The organism is Pseudoalteromonas sp. PA2MD11, from assembly GCF_017808125.1.
In the GTDB taxonomy this organism is placed as follows: Bacteria; Pseudomonadota; Gammaproteobacteria; order Enterobacterales; family Alteromonadaceae; genus Pseudoalteromonas; species Pseudoalteromonas simplex.
The window spans coordinates 37,488-55,115 of sequence record NZ_JADKNF010000007.1; the positions used below are offsets into that span (position 1 = coordinate 37,488).

The window sequence follows — 17,628 nt, forward strand, 5'->3', positions numbered from 1 at the left end:
GATATTCCATTTAGTTATTAATTTAGTATTTATCCAAAAAAAACATGTTAAAAGCAAAAATTCCCAAATAAGAAACTTTTATTAATTAACATTATTGCAACATAAGACAATTAGCCTATACTCGCTGTGTTCATTTTAAGAACAGCAATAACTATTAAAAAATATGAAAAGGAAAATACAATGTCACACGGGACATGTAAAAAATATATGCTAGCCAGTGGCTTGCTGTGCCTAGCGAGTTCAGCATTGGCAAATGTTAATAACGCCAGCTTCGAAAGCTGGTCAGCAAACACCCCTGCAAGCTGGAGCACCATAGATAGCGGTATTAGCCTTAGCGCTAATAGTAATGTGGTTTACTCAGGTAATTACTCAGCGCAAGTCGTGGTTAATACTGGCACGCAAAGTAATACCGATTTACAGCAGCTAGTTGATGTAGTGGCGGGTGAAACTTATGAGTTTTCAGCTTGGGTTTACCATACAGAAGGCGGCGTAAAAGCTCGCTTAGTGGTTGATGGCTATCAAGGCTATTCTAATTCAGCATTAACTAATCAATGGCAACAAATCAGTTATCAGTACACAGCCTCTGCTACCACATCAATTAATGTTGGCCTGCGCTTTTACGACGTAACTGGTTTTGATGGCAGCGAAGTAGTTTATGTAGATAACTTTGCACCAAGCACTGGCGCAACCCCACCACCTTCGGGCAGCTGCGCCTATAACCAAGTGTCTTTAACCCTCACTACCGATAACTATGGAGAAGAAACCAGCTGGCAAATCACCAATAGCCAAGGTAGTGCAGTAGCATCAGGTGGCAGCTATGCAGCAAATACTCAGTACAGTGAGCAAGCATGTTTAACGGATGGTGACTATAGCTTTACTATTTTTGATAGTTATGGTGATGGCATATGCTGCTCATTCGGCAATGGCAGTTACAGCCTTTCATTAGGTCAAACAGTACTTGCCAGTGGTGCAAGCTTCCAAAACTCAGAAGCAACGCCGTTTAGCCTAGGCGATAGCTCAGGTGGCGGTGACGGCGGTGGTACAACCCCAACAGAGCCAACGGGGTACTATGTTACAACCCAAGGCCTTAGTGGTTATGCACTGAAAACAGAGCTATACAACATTATCAAAGGTCACAACTCGCAGGGCTATTCAGCGATTTGGAGTTTTTACGATGTTGCTTCACGCGATAAGTATTTTGAAAACGACAACTCTATTTTAGATCGTTATTCAGAAAACCCGGCAGGCCAAGACAGCTACAACTATGTTGCTGTAAGCGACCAATGTGGGACATACAACAGCGAAGCAGACTGCTACAACCGTGAGCATTCTTTCCCGAAAAGTTGGTTTGGTGGAACAGTTGAGCCAATGAATTCAGACGTACATCATATTTTTGCCACTGACGGTTATGTCAATTCAAAACGCAGTAACTACCCATTTGGTGAAGTAGCTAGTGCAAGCTATACCTCTAGTAACGGCAGCAAAGTAGGTAGTGCAGCCAGCTCATTAAATTACTCAGGAACGGTTTTTGAACCAATTGATGAATTTAAAGGTGACTTTGCAAGAGCGTACTTCTATATGGCAACACGCTATGAAAACGTGATTGGCTCATGGCAAAACAACACAACCTACAGTAACGCTGTACTGAATGGTTCATCTAATCAGGTCTTTGAGAGCTGGGTCGTTACTATGTTATTAAAGTGGCATAACGAGGATCCCGTTAGCCAATTAGAGCTTGACCGAAACCAAGCCGCTTATGAACATCAAGGTAACCGCAACCCATTTGTGGATCACCCAGAATTTGTAGAAATGATTTGGTAACTTCGTTAAGCCAAGGCGCTTAGTTTCGGCTAAGTGCCTTTTTTCAGTCAAGCATAATGACTTTGTTTTCGTGAATTAACTCTGATACATAGCGTTTTTCTAAATGCCACGGATGACGCTTCCAGCCCTGAAAACCAAAACCTGCTATATGCACTTTTGAAAACAATTTAAGGTAGTGAACAATCGCTAAAGTTCCTGAACTTGGGCAATATGGCTTATGTATTGTTGGCCCTAACGTTAATAGATACTCAAGGACTGATTGGCGAAATTGCTGGGTTAACCTTTCTTGCTGTAATCCTTTGCCATATTTATTAAACAAAGCGTCACCATGGTCAAGCCGGCTTTGACGGCGGATCAGTTTGAATATGTGCTGCATAAGTAAATTTGGCGCAGGATCAGTGACGACAACTTTACTTATCCCTTCAAGCGGCATCACAAGCGGATCAGTAAGTAAGCTTTGCGCCTGCCTTCCTCGGCCCAGTAGCCATAGATCAGTGCATCGCCTACCTAGGTGCGTAGGCATTGCTGCACAGCGGTTAAAACGAACGACACGAGGGCAACAATCAATCAGCTCAGCAAGCTCGGTATTTATTGGGCCATTACCTATAATAATTATCTCTGGCTGCTCATTCATGATGCAGAAACTCCGTTTCAATCCTTAAAACAGTATTATTTCACCCAACCTTTGTGACCTAATAATGACAGCTCATAATAATTCTAACGAATGTGAAAAGCGCTTATGCGCAACAAGTAAATTATTACCGACTTGAGATTGGGCACTATAGCCAAGAAGCTGTAACACCTGCTTTAACAGTGCTTGATGCTGCTGTTGTTTTGAATGGTTTACTACTTCTAATACCTCCAGCATGGCCAGTGCATAGCTAGAGCCTGATTGGAGTGATTGCCAAATACGCGTTTGTATTTCAATAACTTGATAAATTGAAGTTTTATAAGTATTAATCTGCAAACTTAATAGATAGTTTTCTAATGGATTCATTGTAGCGCCCTTTTAAAAACGCCACTTTAAAAGTTCAAGTTAAGTTGAGGTAAAGTGTTTTTTTATTAGTTTTTACTCCACTTATTCATTATTTCTTTAAATAATTTAGCATCCTTGTCTTCACAAGGTCTGGGCGAACCACTTGGCACTCCAGATTTACCAAACACCGAATTAAAATCGATGCCATAACACATACCATTTAGCACCTCGATGCGCTTGCTACCATCACCACTCTGCCAAACGACTTTTGCCTTATCTGATACTGTTAATTGCACAGGTACAGATATCCTGCCTACAGACGAATTATTATTTGCGGCGTTCACCTGACCAAATAGCGATGCATTAGAAGAGTCATTTTCAAACTTAAGCTCTGGAATTGGCGCATACGGGTTGAGCTTTTTAAAGGGTACTTCGGTTGTTTTTGAGTGTTCAGGTGCCTGATCAGGCTTTGCGACCTCAGTTGTCACTTCTTGGGATTCACTAACTGAGTATTCAACAACCCTATCATCGCTTTTCTGCTTAGGACTGCTATGAGGGGTTTCCTCTCTTAGCGGCAAAGCCTTCGCTTCATCAACTGTTTCTGGCGGCTGATCCGATAAAGGTTTGTCTTGAGTCTTCTGCAAACTTGGTAGCTTTGTTAAATCGACACTCACATACGCGTTGATTACCTTGGGCGGTTCTGCGACGGCGTGTAGCTTCACAAACTTGCCATATCGAGCTAGTAACAACAAAAGCACAGTATGTAGCGATATCGAGATGATCCATGCTTTGTAATTCCCTTTTAACACCCAAGCGCCTCGCTTTTTATTTTTAAGAGTGTCAGATGAGTGAAATAGTTCATCAGAAAATGGCGGTAAGCGTTATTTTAAAAACAAAAAGCCCCAGCAGATGCCGGGGCTTTTTAGTAAGGAAACTTAATTAAAAATTAAGCTTTCTTTGGACGCTCAACAACGTCTACTAAAGTCCAAGACTTAGTCTTAGAAATAGGAGCGCACTCAGAAATAGTAACTACGTCACCAGTTTGAGCTGTGTTGTTTTCGTCATGTACGTGTAGTTTAGTCGTACGTTTGATGAATTTTCCATATACTGGATGCTTCACGTAACGTGCGATAGCAACAGTGAAAGATTTATCCATCTTGTCGCTGATTACACGGCCTTGAAGAGTACGGATTTTATCGCTCATTATTGACCTGCCTTCTGGTTAATAACTGTTTTTACACGCGCGATATCGCGACGTACTGTTCTTAGCGTGTGTGTCTGAGCTAACTGACCAGTGCTTGCTTGCATGCGCAGGTTGAACTGCTCACGAAGAAGTCCTAGAAGTTCAGCATTTAGCTCTTCTACGCTTTTGTCTTTTAGTTCGCTAGCTTTCATTACATCACCGTCCGAGTTACGAAAGTTGTTGTGAATGGTAATTTACGCGCTGCAAGGTTAAATGCTTCACGAGCAAGCTCTTCAGAAACACCTTCCATTTCGTAAAGTACTTTACCAGGTTGAATTTCAGCAACCCAATATTCAACAGAACCTTTACCTTTACCCATACGAACTTCTAATGGTTTGTTCGTAATTGGCTTATCTGGGAATACACGAATCCAGATTTTACCTTGACGCTTTACGTGACGTGTCATAGCACGACGAGCTGCTTCGATTTGACGAGCAGTCATACGGCCACGGCCAGTAGCTTTCAAACCGAAAGTACCGAAGCTTACTTTGTTACCGTTTTGCGCTAAACCGCGGTTGCGGCCTTTGTGCATTTTACGGAATTTTGTACGTTTTGGCTGTAACATTACTCGCTACCTCTACTTAGCACTTTTTTTGGCTTTCTTTGGCGCGCGTTTAGCTGGCTTCTCTTGCTCTTGTACTAGTGGTAAACCACCAATAACTTCGCCTTTGAAGATCCAAACTTTAACACCAATGATACCATAAGTGGTTAAGGCTTCAGAAGTTGCGTAGTCGATATCAGCACGAAGAGTATGTAGAGGTACACGACCTTCACGATACCATTCTGAACGTGCGATCTCAGCACCGCCAAGACGACCGCTAACTTCAACTTTGATACCCTTTGCACCAATGCGCATTGCATTTTGTACCGAACGCTTCATAGCGCGACGGAACATAACACGACGCTCTAGCTGTGACGCAATACCGTCAGCTACTAGTTGTGCATCAAGTTCAGGCTTACGAACTTCAGCGATATTAATCTGAGCCGGAACACCTGCAATCTTAGTTACTGCTTGACGTAGTTTTTCAACGTCTTCGCCTTTTTTACCGATAACAACACCAGGACGAGCTGTGTGAATTGTTACACGGATAGATTTAGCTGGACGCTCGATAACGATTTTAGACACAGAAGCCGCTTTTAATTCCTTAGTAAGGAAAGTACGTACTTTGTGATCGCCAAAAAGCTGATCAGAGAAATCTTTTGAATTCGCGTACCAGGTAGAAACCCAAGGTTTAGAGATACCTAGGCGAATACCAGTAGGATGAACTTTTTGTCCCATTACTTATACTCCTAGCTATCTGAAACCACAACAGTGATGTGGCTTGTACGCTTAAGGATGCGGTCTGCGCGTCCTTTAGCACGTGGCATAATACGCTTCATTGTTGGACCATCGTCCACAAAGATCGTAGTTACACGAAGCTCATCAATGTCAGCACCTTCGTTATGCTCTGCGTTAGCAATAGCAGACTCAAGTACTTTTTTAACTAATACAGCCGCTTTTTTAGGGCTGTACGCCAGGATTTCTAGAGCGCGATCAACCGGAAGTCCGCGGATCTGATCTGCAACTAGACGTGCTTTTTGCGCCGAACCAGAGGCGAATTTATGTTTAGCTAATGCTTGCATTTATCATTCCCCTCTTAACGTTTCTTCGCTTTCTTATCCGCAGCGTGACCGCGGTAAGTACGAGTTGGTGCAAATTCACCTAGTTTGTGACCGATCATTTCGTCTGTGATGAACACAGGAACGTGCTGACGACCATTATGGACAGCGATGGTCAATCCGATCATGTTAGGTATGATCATTGAACGACGGCTCCAAGTTTTAATTGGCTTCTTGTCACCGCTTTCCAACGCTTTCTCTACCTTCTTCAGCAAGTGTAGGTCAATAAAAGGACCTTTCTTGAGAGAACGTGGCATGGCTATTCCTCAACTATTATTTAGTACGACGACGTACGATAAATTTATCAGTACGCTTGTTCTTACGTGTCTTAGCACCTTTAGTCGGTTTACCCCATGGAGACACAGGATGACGACCACCAGATGTACGACCTTCACCACCACCGTGCGGGTGATCTACCGGGTTCATGGCAACACCACGAACTGTCGGACGGATACCACGCCAGCGATTTGCACCAGCTTTACCTAGTGAACGAAGCATATGCTCAGCATTGCCTACTTCACCAAGTGTTGCGCGACAGTCAGCTGGAACTTTACGAACTTCGCCAGAACGAAGACGTAGAGTTACGTATTGACCTTCACGAGCAAGGATTTGAACGTATGCACCAGCAGAACGTGCGATTTGCGCGCCTTTACCTGGTTTTAATTCTACGTTGTGAACAGTCGAACCTACAGGCATGTTACGCATTGGTAACGTGTTACCAGCTTTGATTGGTGCATCAATACCAGATTGGATTGAATCACCAGCTTTTAAGCCTTTAGGTGCAATAATGTAACGACGCTCACCGTCTGCATATAATACAAGAGCGATGTTTGCGCTACGGTTTGGATCATACTCTAGACGCTCAACAACAGCTGGAATGCCATCTTTAGTGCGTTTAAAGTCGATTACACGGTAATGATGCTTATGACCACCACCGATGTGACGAACCGTGATACGACCTTTGTTATTACGACCACCAGACTTAGAGTTTTTCTCTAGTAGTGGTGCGTAAGGTTTACCCTTATGTAGATCTGGGTTAACCACTTTAACCAGGTGACGACGACCCGCAGAAGTTGGTTTACACTTTTGAAGTGCCATAATTCTAACTCCCCTTATTACTCGGCGCCGCCGACAAAGTCTAGCTCGCTACCTTCTTTAAGAGTAACGTAAGCTTTCTTCCAGTCTGAACGACGACCGAAACGCATGCCAGTACGTTTTGTTTTACCCTTAACGTTTAGTGTGCGAACACCAGTTACTTCTACTTCAAAAAGCTTTTCTGCTGCAGCTTTGATTTCAGCTTTAGTTGCATCAGAAGCTACTTTGAAAACAATCGTGTTGTTCTCTTCAGCAGCGATAGTGCTTTTCTCAGAGATGTGTGGAGCAAGGATCACTTTTAAAAGACGTTCTTCACGGATCATGCTAGCGCCTCCTCAAGTTGCTTAACAGCAGCAGCTGTAATAAGTACCTTATCGAAAGCGATTAGGCTTACAGGATCGATACCAGCTACATCACGCGTGTCAACCTTGTATAGGTTACGTGCCGATAAGAAAAGATTCTCATCTACTTCTTCAGTCACGATTAGAACATCTTTAAGCTCAAGTTCTTTAAGCTTAGCAACTAGTTCTTTAGTTTTTGGTGCTTCAAGACCAAACTGCTCAACAACGATTAAACGCTCTTGACGAACTAATTCAGATAAGATGCTTTTGATCGCACCGCGGTACATTTTACGGTTTACTTTTTGGCTGTGATCTTGTGGTTTAGCTGCGAAGCTAACGCCACCTGAACGCCAAATTGGGCTACGAATTGTACCAGCACGTGCACGGCCAGTACCTTTTTGAGACCATGGTTTTTTACCACCACCGCTAACTTCAGAACGTGTCTTCTGAGCACGAGTACCTTGACGAGCACCTGCTGCGTAAGCAACAACTACTTGGTGTACTAATGCTTCGTTAAACTCACGTCCAAAAGTAGCTTCAGAAACTTCAAGAGCGCCAGAAGCGTCTTTAATTGCTAATTCCATCACTAAATCTCCAGGACTTATGCTTTAACAGCTGGTTTAACGATAACGTCACCGCCGATAGCGCCAGGTACTGCACCTTTAACTAAAAGCAAGTTACGCTCAGCGTCAACGCGAACTAGTTCTAAGTTTTGAGTCGTTACACGCTCAGCACCCATGTGACCGGCCATTTTCTTACCTTTAAACACCTTACCAGGTGATTGGTTTTGACCGATTGAACCAGGAGCACGGTGAGATAGAGAGTTACCGTGAGTAGCGTCTTGCATGCTGAAGTTCCAGCGCTTAACACCACCTTGGAAACCTTTACCTTTAGAAGTACCGGTTACGTCAACTTTGTTGATTTCGTTGAATAATTCAACAGTAAGCTCAGCGCCTACTTCAAAATCGCCTTCACCACCATTTAGGCGGAATTCCCACAGACCGCGACCCGCTTCAACACCAGCTTTAGCGAAGTGACCCGCTGCTGCTTTGTTTACACGGCTTGCTTTTTTAGTGCCTGCGGTTACTTGAAGCGCGTTATAACCGTCAGTTGCTTCAGATTTGATCTGAGCAATGCGGTTAGGTGTCGCTTCGATAACTGTCACAGGGATAGATACACCATCTTCAGTGAAGATACGTGTCATACCCACTTTACGACCGACTAGACCTAATGCCATTTTCCTAAAACCTCTCTAATCTTCCGATTAACCCAGGCTGATTTGAACATCAACACCAGCAGCAAGATCTAAACGCATAAGAGCGTCAACAGTCTTGTCAGTTGGTTCTACGATGTCGATCAGACGTTTATGGGTGCGGATTTCGTACTGATCACGCGCGTCTTTGTTAACGTGCGGTGAAGTTAGTACAGTAAAACGTTCAAAGCGTGTAGGTAGTGGGATTGGACCACGTACTTGTGCGCCAGTGCGTTTCGCAGTTTCCACGATTTCCGCCGTTGATTGGTCAATCAAACGGTGGTCAAAAGCTTTTAGGCGAATACGAATGCGTTGATTTGACATTCTTAAACCTCAATATAAAGAGCATTTAAAAAGAGCATAAAAAAACGACCGAAACAATCTTAATAACTAAGATGTCGGCTGCTTTCTTATATCTACGTTGAATTCCAAATCGGAATTCCTGTTTATTAGCTTGAAATCCAAGCTTAATCTTTCCTTCCAAGTTCCCGAGGGAATTTTGAAAGCCTGCGTATTATAGATAGATTGGTGATAAATGCAACAACTATTTTGAAAATCTCAAAGGTCTAAATTAAATTTTGTTTAATTTTCGAACTTTATCAATAACATTAGCGTCTTTAAATTATACTTGTGCGAGTAAAGAGGCTAGAAAATCGCTTTTAAATGGTCAGTCCAGTTAATAATTGTTATTCTATGCCGCTTATTTTTGACCACACTCGGTCTATTTAATATCTACTAATAACTTTGGTGAGTTGATGCGTATCATTAATCGTTGTTTAAATTTCATTTCTGCCGGTATGAACCGCTTGTTTGTAAAAAGTAAGGTGCTGCCAGAAAATCCGATTGAACAATACAATCTAAACCCAGCCAACCCTACTTTCTACATTGTTAGGCTAAATGCACGCTCTGATTTAGCAGCACTGGCGCGGGTATGTAAAAAATACGGCTTACCTAATCCGACCGAAGAGCAGTTATTAGGTAATGCAGAACTTGATCGCTTTATCGGTATTCAAAACCCACCACCGCTATTTGGTAATAAAAGCAAACCAAGCAATGCCCTGCAGCAAGGCAAACAAATTATTGACCACCTGATGCAATCAGGTGAGAAAAACGTCCAAGTGATCCCGGTGACGATTTTATGGGGCCGAAATCCGGGTAAAGAAAAGCCAGGTTTAGGTACTTTGGTGTCTCATTCATTAACACCCAGCTGGTTTCGTAAGTTCTTTGTGTTGCTATTTTCTGGGCGCGATAACTTTATTCGCTTTAGTCAGCCACTAGATTTATCTTTATTGGTCAATGAAAAAGCAGAGGTTGATGAACTACCACATAAGCTTTTACGAGTAGCCCGCGTGCACTTTCGTCGCCAAAAATTGGCAGCGACAGGCCCGAAAATGCCATCACGTGAGCAGCTATTTAATTCGCTACTTGCCTCACCAACAATAAAAAAAGCAATTCAAATAGAAGCGAAAGAAAAAAACATCAGCCAAGAGCAAGCTCGCCAAAATGCGCTAAAGCTACTTGATGAGATTGCCGCCAATTATAGCGATGCCACCATTCGTGTTGCAGACCGTATTTTAACTTGGCTGTGGAATAAGCTTTATAACGGGATTGATATTAAGTTTTCTGAACAGGTACATGAGCTTACAGATAAAGGCCACGAGATTATCTATATGCCATGCCACCGCTCGCATATGGATTACTTATTGCTGACCTATTCTATTTACCATTTAGGCTTAGTTCCGCCGCATATCGCTGCGGGTATCAACTTAAACTTCTTTCCAGCAGGAGGGATTTTCCGTCGCAGTGGTGCTTTCTTTATTCGCCGCTCATTCGCGGGCAATAAGTTATATTCAGCTGTATTTAAAGAGTACCTGAGCCAGTTATTTATCAAAGGCTATTCAGTAAAGTTTTACACTGAAGGTGGTCGTAGCCGAACTGGTCGCTTGCTACCGCCAAAAACAGGTATGCTCGCCATGACATTACAAGCCATGTTACGTGGCATTGATCGCCCTATTTCAATTGTGCCTGTATACATTGGCTATGAGCACGTAATGGAAATTAATACCTACTTAAAAGAGCTTGCCGGTAACGATAAAAAAGGTGAGTCGGTATTAGGTATCTTTAAGGCAATTAAAAACCTTAAAAACTATGGTCGTGGTTATTTAAACTTTGGCGACCCTATATCGATAAACCAATATCTCAATGATCAACAACCTGATTGGCGAGAGTCGATTCACCCAACTGATGTTCAGAAACCACAATGGCTTGGACCACAAGTCGCTAACCTCGCTGATAAAGTCATGGTTAATATTAATAGCGCCGCTGCACTCAATGCGGTGAATCTACTTGCGATGATATTACTGGTTAATGATAAACACGCATTAAGTAAACCAAAGCTGATTACTCAGCTTGAGTTTTATCTACATTTACAGCGTAGCGCCAGCTACAGTGAAAAGGTGACCACACCAGACGAAAGCGCCGAGCAGCTACTAGAGCATGCCCTTAAACTTAATAAGTTTGATGTGATCAGTGACGAGTTTGGCGAAATTATCGCTATTAACGATAAAGAAAAAACACTGTTCAACTACTACCGTAATAACGTGTTGCACTTATTTGCAGTACCGAGCTTATTGGCGCTGCATTTATTCAAAGCACATCAAACTACCATGGCTGATTGCCAAGCCTTAATTGCACGTTTTTACCCACTGTTTGCCAAAGAGTGGTTCTTACACGAGCTAGATGAAAACTACATTACTCGCGTACTTGCAAGCTTCGTTGATCAAGACCTGATTGAAATTGATGGCGATAATATCAAGATCACTAACAGCAACGACTGCTTAGCGAAACTCGAAATGCTCGGTCGTGCCCTAAGTTTAACACTGCAACGCTACGCTATCGTGGTTGGCTTTATTCAAACTAGCAGTGGTATTGAGCGTGAAGAACTTGAACATGAAAGCCAAGTGTTAGCAGAGCGCTTAGGCACCTTGCACGGCATTAAAACCCCAGAGTTCTTCGATAAAAAAGTACTTATTGGTTTTATTTCAAGCTTGCGAGAGCAAAAGCTAATTACCGAAACAGAGCAAGGCTTAACGGGTAGCAATGAACTGTGTGAAGTGTATTTATATCTTAAAGCATTGCTGCCAGCACGGGTCTGGCAGTCAATTGACGATATAGTGCAAAGCCAAGCTCAGCACACAAAAGATTAACGCTGACGCATAACCCCTTCTTGGATCGTTGAGGCAACCAAATTGCCTTGACGGTCAAAGAACTGACCTCGCACCAAACCACGACCAGAGCTCGCACTTGGGCTATCAATCGAATATAAAATCCAATCGTCTAGTCTAAACGGGCGGTGAAACCACATCGCATGGTCAATCGTCGCGACCTGCATATTCGGCTGCATAAACGATACGCCGTGCGGCTGTAATGCAGTCGGTAAAAATTCAAAGTCAGATGCATACGCAAGTAAGTAATTATGAATGCGCTGATCGTCAGGCATCTCACCATTAGCTTTAAACCAAATATGCTTAACTGGCTCCATCACTTGTGGTTTGAATGGGTTATGAAAAGTCACAGGGCGCATTTCAATAGGCACTTCACGAATGAACTTATTCCGAATTGGTTCAGGAATAAGCTCTGCATTTGCTTGGTAAAATTCAAGCGATGACTTTAATTCTTCAGGCTGAGGGACATCAGGCATCTGCGCTTGATGTGATAAGCCTTCTTCTTCACCTTGGAAAGAAGCGGTCATGTAAAAAATTGGCTTACCATATTGAATTGCTTTTACACGGCGAGTACTAAAACTTTTACCATCACGGATATTCTCTACATCATAGACAATCGGCTTTGCAGCATCACCTGGACGCAAGAAGTAAGAGTGTAAAGAGTGAACAATACGCCCTTGTGGTAATGTTTCTTTTGCGGCAGATAGGGCTTGGCCCATTACTTGGCCACCGAAAACCGCCCTAAATCCTAAATCTTGGCTTTGCCCGCGATACAAGCCTTGCTCAATCTCTTCTAACGACATTAATGACAGTAGGTCATCTAATACTTGGCTCATTTATTTATCCTCAATCCCGACAAGCGTTTAATGATACTATAGACTAATTGGAAGTAAATCTTTGTAAGAGCACCTCATTATGGCTTATTGGCTTTTTAAAACCGAACCCGATGCATTTTCAATTGATGATCTAAAAAACGCACCTGAGCAAACCTCTATGTGGGATGGCGTGCGTAATTATCAAGCCCGCAACTTTCTTCGCGATGGTATCAAGCACGGTGACTTGGTAATGATTTATCATTCAAGTTGTAAACAGGTGGGTGTTGCTGGTATTGCTACGGTAACTCGCGAAGCTTATGCCGACCCAACACAGTTTGATTTAAATAGCGACTACTACGACGCCAAAGCAACCGCTGACAACCCGCGCTGGTTTGTGGTCGATGTGCAATATCAAGCACACCTTAAAAAGCTAGTGAGCCTGCAGGCGATTAAAGCCAATGATGCAATCACCGAAATCGCCCTTAAAAAAGGCGGCCGATTGTCAGTAATGCCTGTCACCGAACATGACTGGCAACAGATCATCGCAATGAGCGAGGGCTAAGCGTATAAAGTAGCGGCCATTTTTAATGAGCTGCTATTTTTGCTATAATTTCGCCCCTTTATTTTAGAGGTACTAAGGGGGATGTATGAAATTACTGTATTGGTTAGATGAATGGACCAACCTCCCACGCGATGAGCAACAAAGCCGTGTTCCTATGACTGGCGGTGATTTGCTCGGCGATGTTTATGTAAAATACCATATCATTGATGCCAATAAGCCCCTGCTAATTACCTTCTCTCCTGCTGGAACAAATTATCAAGAATATGATATCAATGATGATTTTTCGCCTTGGGCTTATAAGCTCGCGAAAAAGCAAGATGTGAATATTATCGCCTTTCAACATTTAGGCATTAGCAACTGGTTTAGGCACCGTAATCTGTTGTTTTTCATTGAGCAGCTAGCACCACTGATTGGCGGATTCAAAGAGCGGTTAGGTTATGGTTTGAGCCGAGGAGGCTTTGCCGTTGGCGCCTTTGCCAATCTATTAAAGCTTGATAAAGTTTTACTCTTTCACCCTGTTAGCACAAAAAACAAAGAAAAAGCACCATGGGATGACCGTTCAAGCACTGACATCGCGCAAAAATTCGATTGGAACGGTGACTACCACGATTTAGATTTAGGCCATGCAAAGGGTTATATTATTTACGACCCAACTAATCGTATCGACCGAGCTCATGCTAAACGTTACCCACAACTCACCCACTTACGCGTGTTTGGTATGGGCCATAGTGTTCATGCAACATATTTAAATAAGTTTGGCTTTTATAAAGATGTTGCTGTTGATTTTATTAGCCACCAGCAAGTTGATATAGCCCAATTCCGCCAGCAAACCAAAACGCTGCGCTTTAAAGAAGACTATTATCGTCGCCTAAATAAGGCAAATAAGAGTTCGCCACATCGTTTAGCCTTACTAAGCACCGCGCATACAATTTTAGCTGAAGAAAAAGCCGAGCACATGCAAGAGCAAAAAGATGCGATTGATGTGCAGCCGCTGATTGATGTTGCAATCAAGCATCAAGATGAGCACCCAAACGATGCAATTAAGGTCTTAGAAGTGGCGCAGCAACTCTCACCGGATGATCCTGTGATAGACCATAAACTAAAACAGTTAAAGTGATACAGCAGCTGTAAGTTTAGAAGCATTAGCAGTAAGCGGCAAAAATCCAACTTATGATTCAAATAAGCTCTGTTAAAAAGCCTCCTTTTCGATAAGCTTAAAGCTTCCAGCTATCCCCTCCCATACCTATCATCAAATCGCTCGATGTCAGTTTCATCAAGTATCGCTCCGGTTTGTACTTCGATAACGATTAGTGGCGTGTATTGTTGATTAGCAAGGCTGTGTAGCTGCTTAGCCGCGATGTAACAAGATTGGTCGGCGGATAATTCAAATTCATCATCACCTACTCGCACGCTTGCCACTCCAGATACGACGACCCAATGTTCTGCACGGTGCTGATGGCGTTGAGTTGAAAGCTTTGCGCCGCTGTTTACGATTATTTTCTTTACTTTAAAGCCAGTGCTTTCAATTAAAGTTCGATAGTTGCCCCAAGGTCTGAATACGGCTTGATGGTGGGTTAGTTTATCGCTATCAACAACAGCAAGCTGTTTAAGTAAATCTGGGAGCTTATCGAGCGCACTTTTGCCTGCCACTAAGGTGGCATCATGAGTATGTATAATTGCTTGATTACTTACGCCGAGCGCCGCAATAGTGTGGTCAGCCTCGCTGATCAGTAGATTATTTTCGCTATCTAAACTCACTCCTTGTGAGGCTAAATAGTTGCCATGATGGTCTTTTTCTGCGATTTTCGATAATGCAGAAAAGCTGCCAACATCGCTCCAATTTAAGTCAACAGGTATAACAGCAACGTTAGCGCTACGCTCCAAAATAGCATAATCAATAGAATCACTTGGGCATGCTGTGAGCGCACCCGCAACAGGCCGTTGAAACCCTAAATCTGCGGTGAAGCTAGCCGCTTTTGCGACACTGTCAGCAATCTTTGGCGCAAAACGATTAAGCTCACTCAAGTACACATCTGGCAAAAATAAAAACATGCCGCTATTCCAGCCATACTCACCACTGGCAAGGTATTTTTCGGCTAATTGCAGAGCTGGTTTTTCTTTGAACTCAGCCACCTTAAAACAGCCTTTATGAGCTAACGGCTCACCTTGGCGAATATAACCATAGCCGGTATGTGGCTCAGTGGGAGTAATGGCAAAGGTTACTAATTGTTGTTGCTGACAAAGCGCTATCGCATTATCTAAGCAGGCAATAAGTTTATCAAAATCACTGATATGGTGATCAGCAGGCATGACTAGTAAGGGATCGGTTAGACCATTTTGCAATGCAAATTCAGCGGCTAGGGCAATCGCGGGGGCGGTATTTTTACCTTCAGGTTCAAGCAATAAAGTATAGCTATCTGTGATTTCTGCAATTTGCGCTTTAGCGATAAAGCGATGCTCTTCATTGCACACTAGAATTGGCGCATTAAATCGTGAGTCAGCCACTCGTAAAAGCGCGCTCTGTAACAGTGATTTTTCGCTAAGCAAAGACAAAAACTGCTTAGGCATCGCTTTACGCGACAAAGGCCATAAACGAGAACCTATGCCACCAGCAAGAATAACGGGGGTGATTTTGCGACTCATGATTGCTTAAAGTAAATAATCCAACCATGAGTTTAACAAATTTTTGAGTATGCGGCTTCGAGCAATTACAGTAACTGAAATTGATCAGCATCTAAGTGAGCAGGAAACGCCCTTCGAAAGTCATCAAGCGGTGATTTTTCTAAGCGCTGAATAATGATACCCGATTGGCCATCTTCGAGCTTAGCCAAGGTGTCACCTTTAAAATCATAAACGGCAGTTCCACCACTGTGGGCAACATTATTACCATCAGCACCAATGCGATTGACACCCACGACATAACACAGGTTTTCCATTGCGCGTGCTTTTAGCAGGGTATCCCAGACATGGCGACGAGCTGCTGGCCAATTAGCTACGTTGATCATCACATCGTAGTCGTTGCAATTACGCTGAAATACAGGAAAGCGTAAGTCGTAACACACTTGCGGCAAAATGCGAAAATCATTGATAGCGAATATCTCGCGATGCTCGCCTGCTGCGACGAAATTGCCTTCGTTACCTAAACAGAATAAATGGCGTTTGTCGTAATACTTCACTTCGCCATTTGGCCAAACCCAATAAAAGCGATTAGCCTTTTTGTCGCCTTTTGCAACTAAAACAGAGCCTGCAACCACAGCATTTTTTTGCTTAGCTGTGGCTTTTAACCAGCTAAGTACCTCGCCTTGTTCCGGTTCGCTGCAATCTAGATTAATCGCAAAACCCGTGGCAAATGTTTCTGGCAAGACAATTAAATCAACTTGCTCGTTTAAACTGTTAAGCTGCTTAGTAAAGTGCGCAAGGTTAGCGCTTTTATCAAGCCAATGCAGTGATGACTGCACTAAAGCTAAGGTTAAAGTTGGCATAAAATCTCCGCGGCACATTTTAATGTGTCATCATTTTTAGCAAAACATAAACGAATCACTTTGTCGCTGCTTGCACTGTTATAAAACACACTGAGTGGTACAGCTGCAACACCCGCTTGCTCAACCAACCATTGGCAAAACTCAACATCATCAAGATCAGACACATCACTGTAATCGAGTAGCAAAAAATAGGTGCCTTCACTTGGTAATATTTTAAAACGGCTTTGCGCTAGTGCTTCGCTGAGCAAGTCGCGTTTTTGTTGATAAAAACAACTTAGCTCATCAACATGCTCAGGCTCTAACTCAAGCATATCGGCTAATGCATGCTGGGCAGGCGTAAAACTTGAAAAAGTCACATATTGGTGAATTTTACGAAACTCCACCATCAGCTGAGTGGGTGCAACACAATAACCCATCTTCCAGCCAGTGCTGTGAAAGGTTTTACCAAAACTTGAAATCACAAAACTACGAGCAAATAACTCAGGGTCAGTCAGCGCACTTAAATGCAAAGCGCCATCAAAGGTAATGTGCTCATACACTTCATCACTAATTACATATAAATTATGCTTAGTAACAAGCGCTTTAAGGGCATTTATATCTTCTGTTTTAAAGATTTTACCGCTTGGGTTATGTGGCGTGTTGATGATGATGACACGTGTTTTTTCTGTAATAACATCAGCTACGGCTTGCCAATCGATTTTGTAGTCTGGCGCATGTAAGGCAACGTGAACTGAGCGACCGCCAGCAAGTTCAATTGCCGGTTGGTACGAGTCATACGAGGGGTCAAATACCACAACTTCATCACCCTCTTTAACAAGCGCTTGAATTGCTACGAATAATGCCTCTGTTGCCCCTGACGTAACAGTAACTTGTTGCTCGTAATTTATGTTGTTATGGTATTTTCTAGCAATCAAAGCTGCTATTTGCTGTTGTAGCTTTGCAACCCCACTTGAAGGCGCATATTGATTTGCTCCCTCAAGTACATAATGGTTGAGCTGTTTTTTTAGTAATTCTGGTGCATCAAATTCAGGAAAACCCTGAGATAAATTAAGCGCTTGGTGCTTATTTGCTAGAGCGGTCATTTGACTAAAAATACTGGTGCCTAAATTCGGCAATTTACTTTCAAACACAGAGGTTCCTTAAAGATGGTTTTGCGCC

Annotated in this window: 22 protein-coding genes; 4 read left to right on the plus strand and 18 right to left on the minus strand. The window is 42.9% G+C overall.

The genetic code is table 11. From position 1 onward, the window contains the following. The first annotated feature begins 180 nt into the window (after window positions 1-180). Window positions 181-1,821: an endonuclease gene (locus ISP07_RS09675; protein ID WP_209327503.1), complete on the plus strand. Its 1,641-nt coding sequence runs from the start codon at window positions 181-183 to the stop codon at window positions 1,819-1,821. Between the two features lie 43 nt (window positions 1,822-1,864). On the opposite strand, the gene ISP07_RS09680 is transcribed toward ISP07_RS09675, so the two are convergent. From ISP07_RS09680 to rpsJ, 14 genes are all read right to left on the minus strand, one after another. Then, the gene (locus ISP07_RS09680; protein ID WP_209327504.1) at window positions 1,865-2,455 is read right to left on the minus strand and encodes a hypothetical protein; all 591 of its coding nucleotides are present in this window, start codon (window positions 2,453-2,455) and stop codon (window positions 1,865-1,867) included. Between the two features lie 72 nt (window positions 2,456-2,527). Continuing rightward, entirely contained in the window at window positions 2,528-2,818 is a 291-nt protein-coding gene (locus tag ISP07_RS09685) for a hypothetical protein (RefSeq protein ID WP_054552374.1), read from the minus strand. A 65-nt stretch (window positions 2,819-2,883) separates the two neighbouring features. Then, complete coding sequence (locus ISP07_RS09690) at window positions 2,884-3,606, minus strand: hypothetical protein (RefSeq protein ID WP_209327505.1); 723 nt, start codon at window positions 3,604-3,606, stop codon at window positions 2,884-2,886. 137 nt (window positions 3,607-3,743) lie between these two features. Continuing rightward, window positions 3,744-4,001 (minus strand): 30S ribosomal protein S17, encoded by a 258-nt coding sequence (gene rpsQ / locus ISP07_RS09695; protein WP_054552372.1) that lies wholly within the window; start codon window positions 3,999-4,001, stop codon window positions 3,744-3,746. After that, window positions 4,001-4,192 (minus strand): 50S ribosomal protein L29, encoded by a 192-nt coding sequence (gene rpmC, locus ISP07_RS09700; RefSeq protein WP_054552371.1) that lies wholly within the window; start codon window positions 4,190-4,192, stop codon window positions 4,001-4,003. The genes rpsQ and rpmC overlap by 1 nt, the downstream gene beginning before the upstream one ends. Then, window positions 4,192-4,605 carry a 50S ribosomal protein L16 gene (gene rplP / locus ISP07_RS09705; protein WP_036974208.1) on the minus strand — a complete coding sequence of 138 codons (414 nt, stop codon included), beginning with the start codon at window positions 4,603-4,605 and terminating at the stop codon, window positions 4,192-4,194. The genes rpmC and rplP overlap by 1 nt, the downstream gene beginning before the upstream one ends. A 12-nt stretch (window positions 4,606-4,617) precedes the next feature. Further along, complete coding sequence (gene rpsC / locus ISP07_RS09710; protein ID WP_054552370.1) at window positions 4,618-5,319, minus strand: 30S ribosomal protein S3; 702 nt, start codon at window positions 5,317-5,319, stop codon at window positions 4,618-4,620. An 11-nt stretch (window positions 5,320-5,330) separates the two neighbouring features. Then, complete coding sequence (rplV, locus tag ISP07_RS09715) at window positions 5,331-5,663, minus strand: 50S ribosomal protein L22 (protein ID WP_004588690.1); 333 nt, start codon at window positions 5,661-5,663, stop codon at window positions 5,331-5,333. Between the two features lie 14 nt (window positions 5,664-5,677). Next, entirely contained in the window at window positions 5,678-5,956 is a 279-nt protein-coding gene (gene rpsS, locus ISP07_RS09720; protein WP_010376377.1) for a 30S ribosomal protein S19, read from the minus strand. Window positions 5,957-5,972: 16 nt separating this feature from the next. Next, window positions 5,973-6,797, minus strand: a complete 825-nt coding sequence (gene rplB / locus ISP07_RS09725) for a 50S ribosomal protein L2 (protein ID WP_054552369.1) — start codon at window positions 6,795-6,797, stop codon at window positions 5,973-5,975. Between the two features lie 17 nt (window positions 6,798-6,814). Then, window positions 6,815-7,117, minus strand: a complete 303-nt coding sequence (gene rplW / locus ISP07_RS09730) for a 50S ribosomal protein L23 (RefSeq protein ID WP_054552368.1) — start codon at window positions 7,115-7,117, stop codon at window positions 6,815-6,817. Further along, entirely contained in the window at window positions 7,114-7,719 is a 606-nt protein-coding gene (gene rplD, locus ISP07_RS09735; protein ID WP_062568199.1) for a 50S ribosomal protein L4, read from the minus strand. Before rplD ends, rplW begins: the two co-directional genes overlap by 4 nt. A 17-nt stretch (window positions 7,720-7,736) precedes the next feature. Next, on the minus strand, window positions 7,737-8,372 hold the full coding sequence (gene rplC, locus ISP07_RS09740; RefSeq protein WP_036974218.1) for a 50S ribosomal protein L3: 636 nt from the start codon (window positions 8,370-8,372) through the stop codon (window positions 7,737-7,739). Window positions 8,373-8,399: 27 nt separating this feature from the next. After that, window positions 8,400-8,711: a 30S ribosomal protein S10 gene (rpsJ, locus tag ISP07_RS09745; protein ID WP_002957900.1), complete on the minus strand. Its 312-nt coding sequence runs from the start codon at window positions 8,709-8,711 to the stop codon at window positions 8,400-8,402. Window positions 8,712-9,142: 431 nt separating this feature from the next. Between rpsJ and plsB the strand changes: the two genes are divergently transcribed. Next, the gene (gene plsB / locus ISP07_RS09750; protein ID WP_209327506.1) at window positions 9,143-11,593 is read left to right on the plus strand and encodes a glycerol-3-phosphate 1-O-acyltransferase PlsB; all 2,451 of its coding nucleotides are present in this window, start codon (window positions 9,143-9,145) and stop codon (window positions 11,591-11,593) included. Here plsB and tesB read toward each other — a convergent pair. Continuing rightward, window positions 11,590-12,447, minus strand: a complete 858-nt coding sequence (tesB, locus tag ISP07_RS09755; protein WP_054552365.1) for an acyl-CoA thioesterase II — start codon at window positions 12,445-12,447, stop codon at window positions 11,590-11,592. The genes plsB and tesB overlap by 4 nt on opposite strands. Window positions 12,448-12,526: 79 nt before the next feature. Here tesB and ISP07_RS09760 point away from each other — a divergent pair, with 79 nt between their 5' ends. Both ISP07_RS09760 and ISP07_RS09765 read left to right on the plus strand, forming a co-directional pair. Continuing rightward, a complete protein-coding gene (locus ISP07_RS09760) occupies window positions 12,527-12,988 on the plus strand; it encodes an EVE domain-containing protein (RefSeq protein WP_130167780.1) in 462 nt (153 codons plus the stop codon). A gap of 85 nt (window positions 12,989-13,073) precedes the next feature. Continuing rightward, window positions 13,074-14,105: a cytosolic protein gene (locus ISP07_RS09765; protein WP_209327507.1), complete on the plus strand. Its 1,032-nt coding sequence runs from the start codon at window positions 13,074-13,076 to the stop codon at window positions 14,103-14,105. 110 nt (window positions 14,106-14,215) lie between these two features. On the opposite strand, the gene ISP07_RS09770 is transcribed toward ISP07_RS09765, so the two are convergent. From ISP07_RS09770 to ISP07_RS09780, 3 genes are all read right to left on the minus strand, one after another. After that, on the minus strand, window positions 14,216-15,631 hold the full coding sequence (locus ISP07_RS09770) for a mannose-1-phosphate guanylyltransferase/mannose-6-phosphate isomerase (RefSeq protein ID WP_209327508.1): 1,416 nt from the start codon (window positions 15,629-15,631) through the stop codon (window positions 14,216-14,218). Between the two features lie 65 nt (window positions 15,632-15,696). Then, window positions 15,697-16,470, minus strand: a complete 774-nt coding sequence (locus ISP07_RS09775; protein WP_209327509.1) for an amidohydrolase — start codon at window positions 16,468-16,470, stop codon at window positions 15,697-15,699. Then, entirely contained in the window at window positions 16,458-17,600 is a 1,143-nt protein-coding gene (locus ISP07_RS09780) for a methionine aminotransferase (RefSeq protein ID WP_209327510.1), read from the minus strand. Before ISP07_RS09780 ends, ISP07_RS09775 begins: the two co-directional genes overlap by 13 nt. Between the last annotated feature and the right edge of the window lie 28 nt (window positions 17,601-17,628).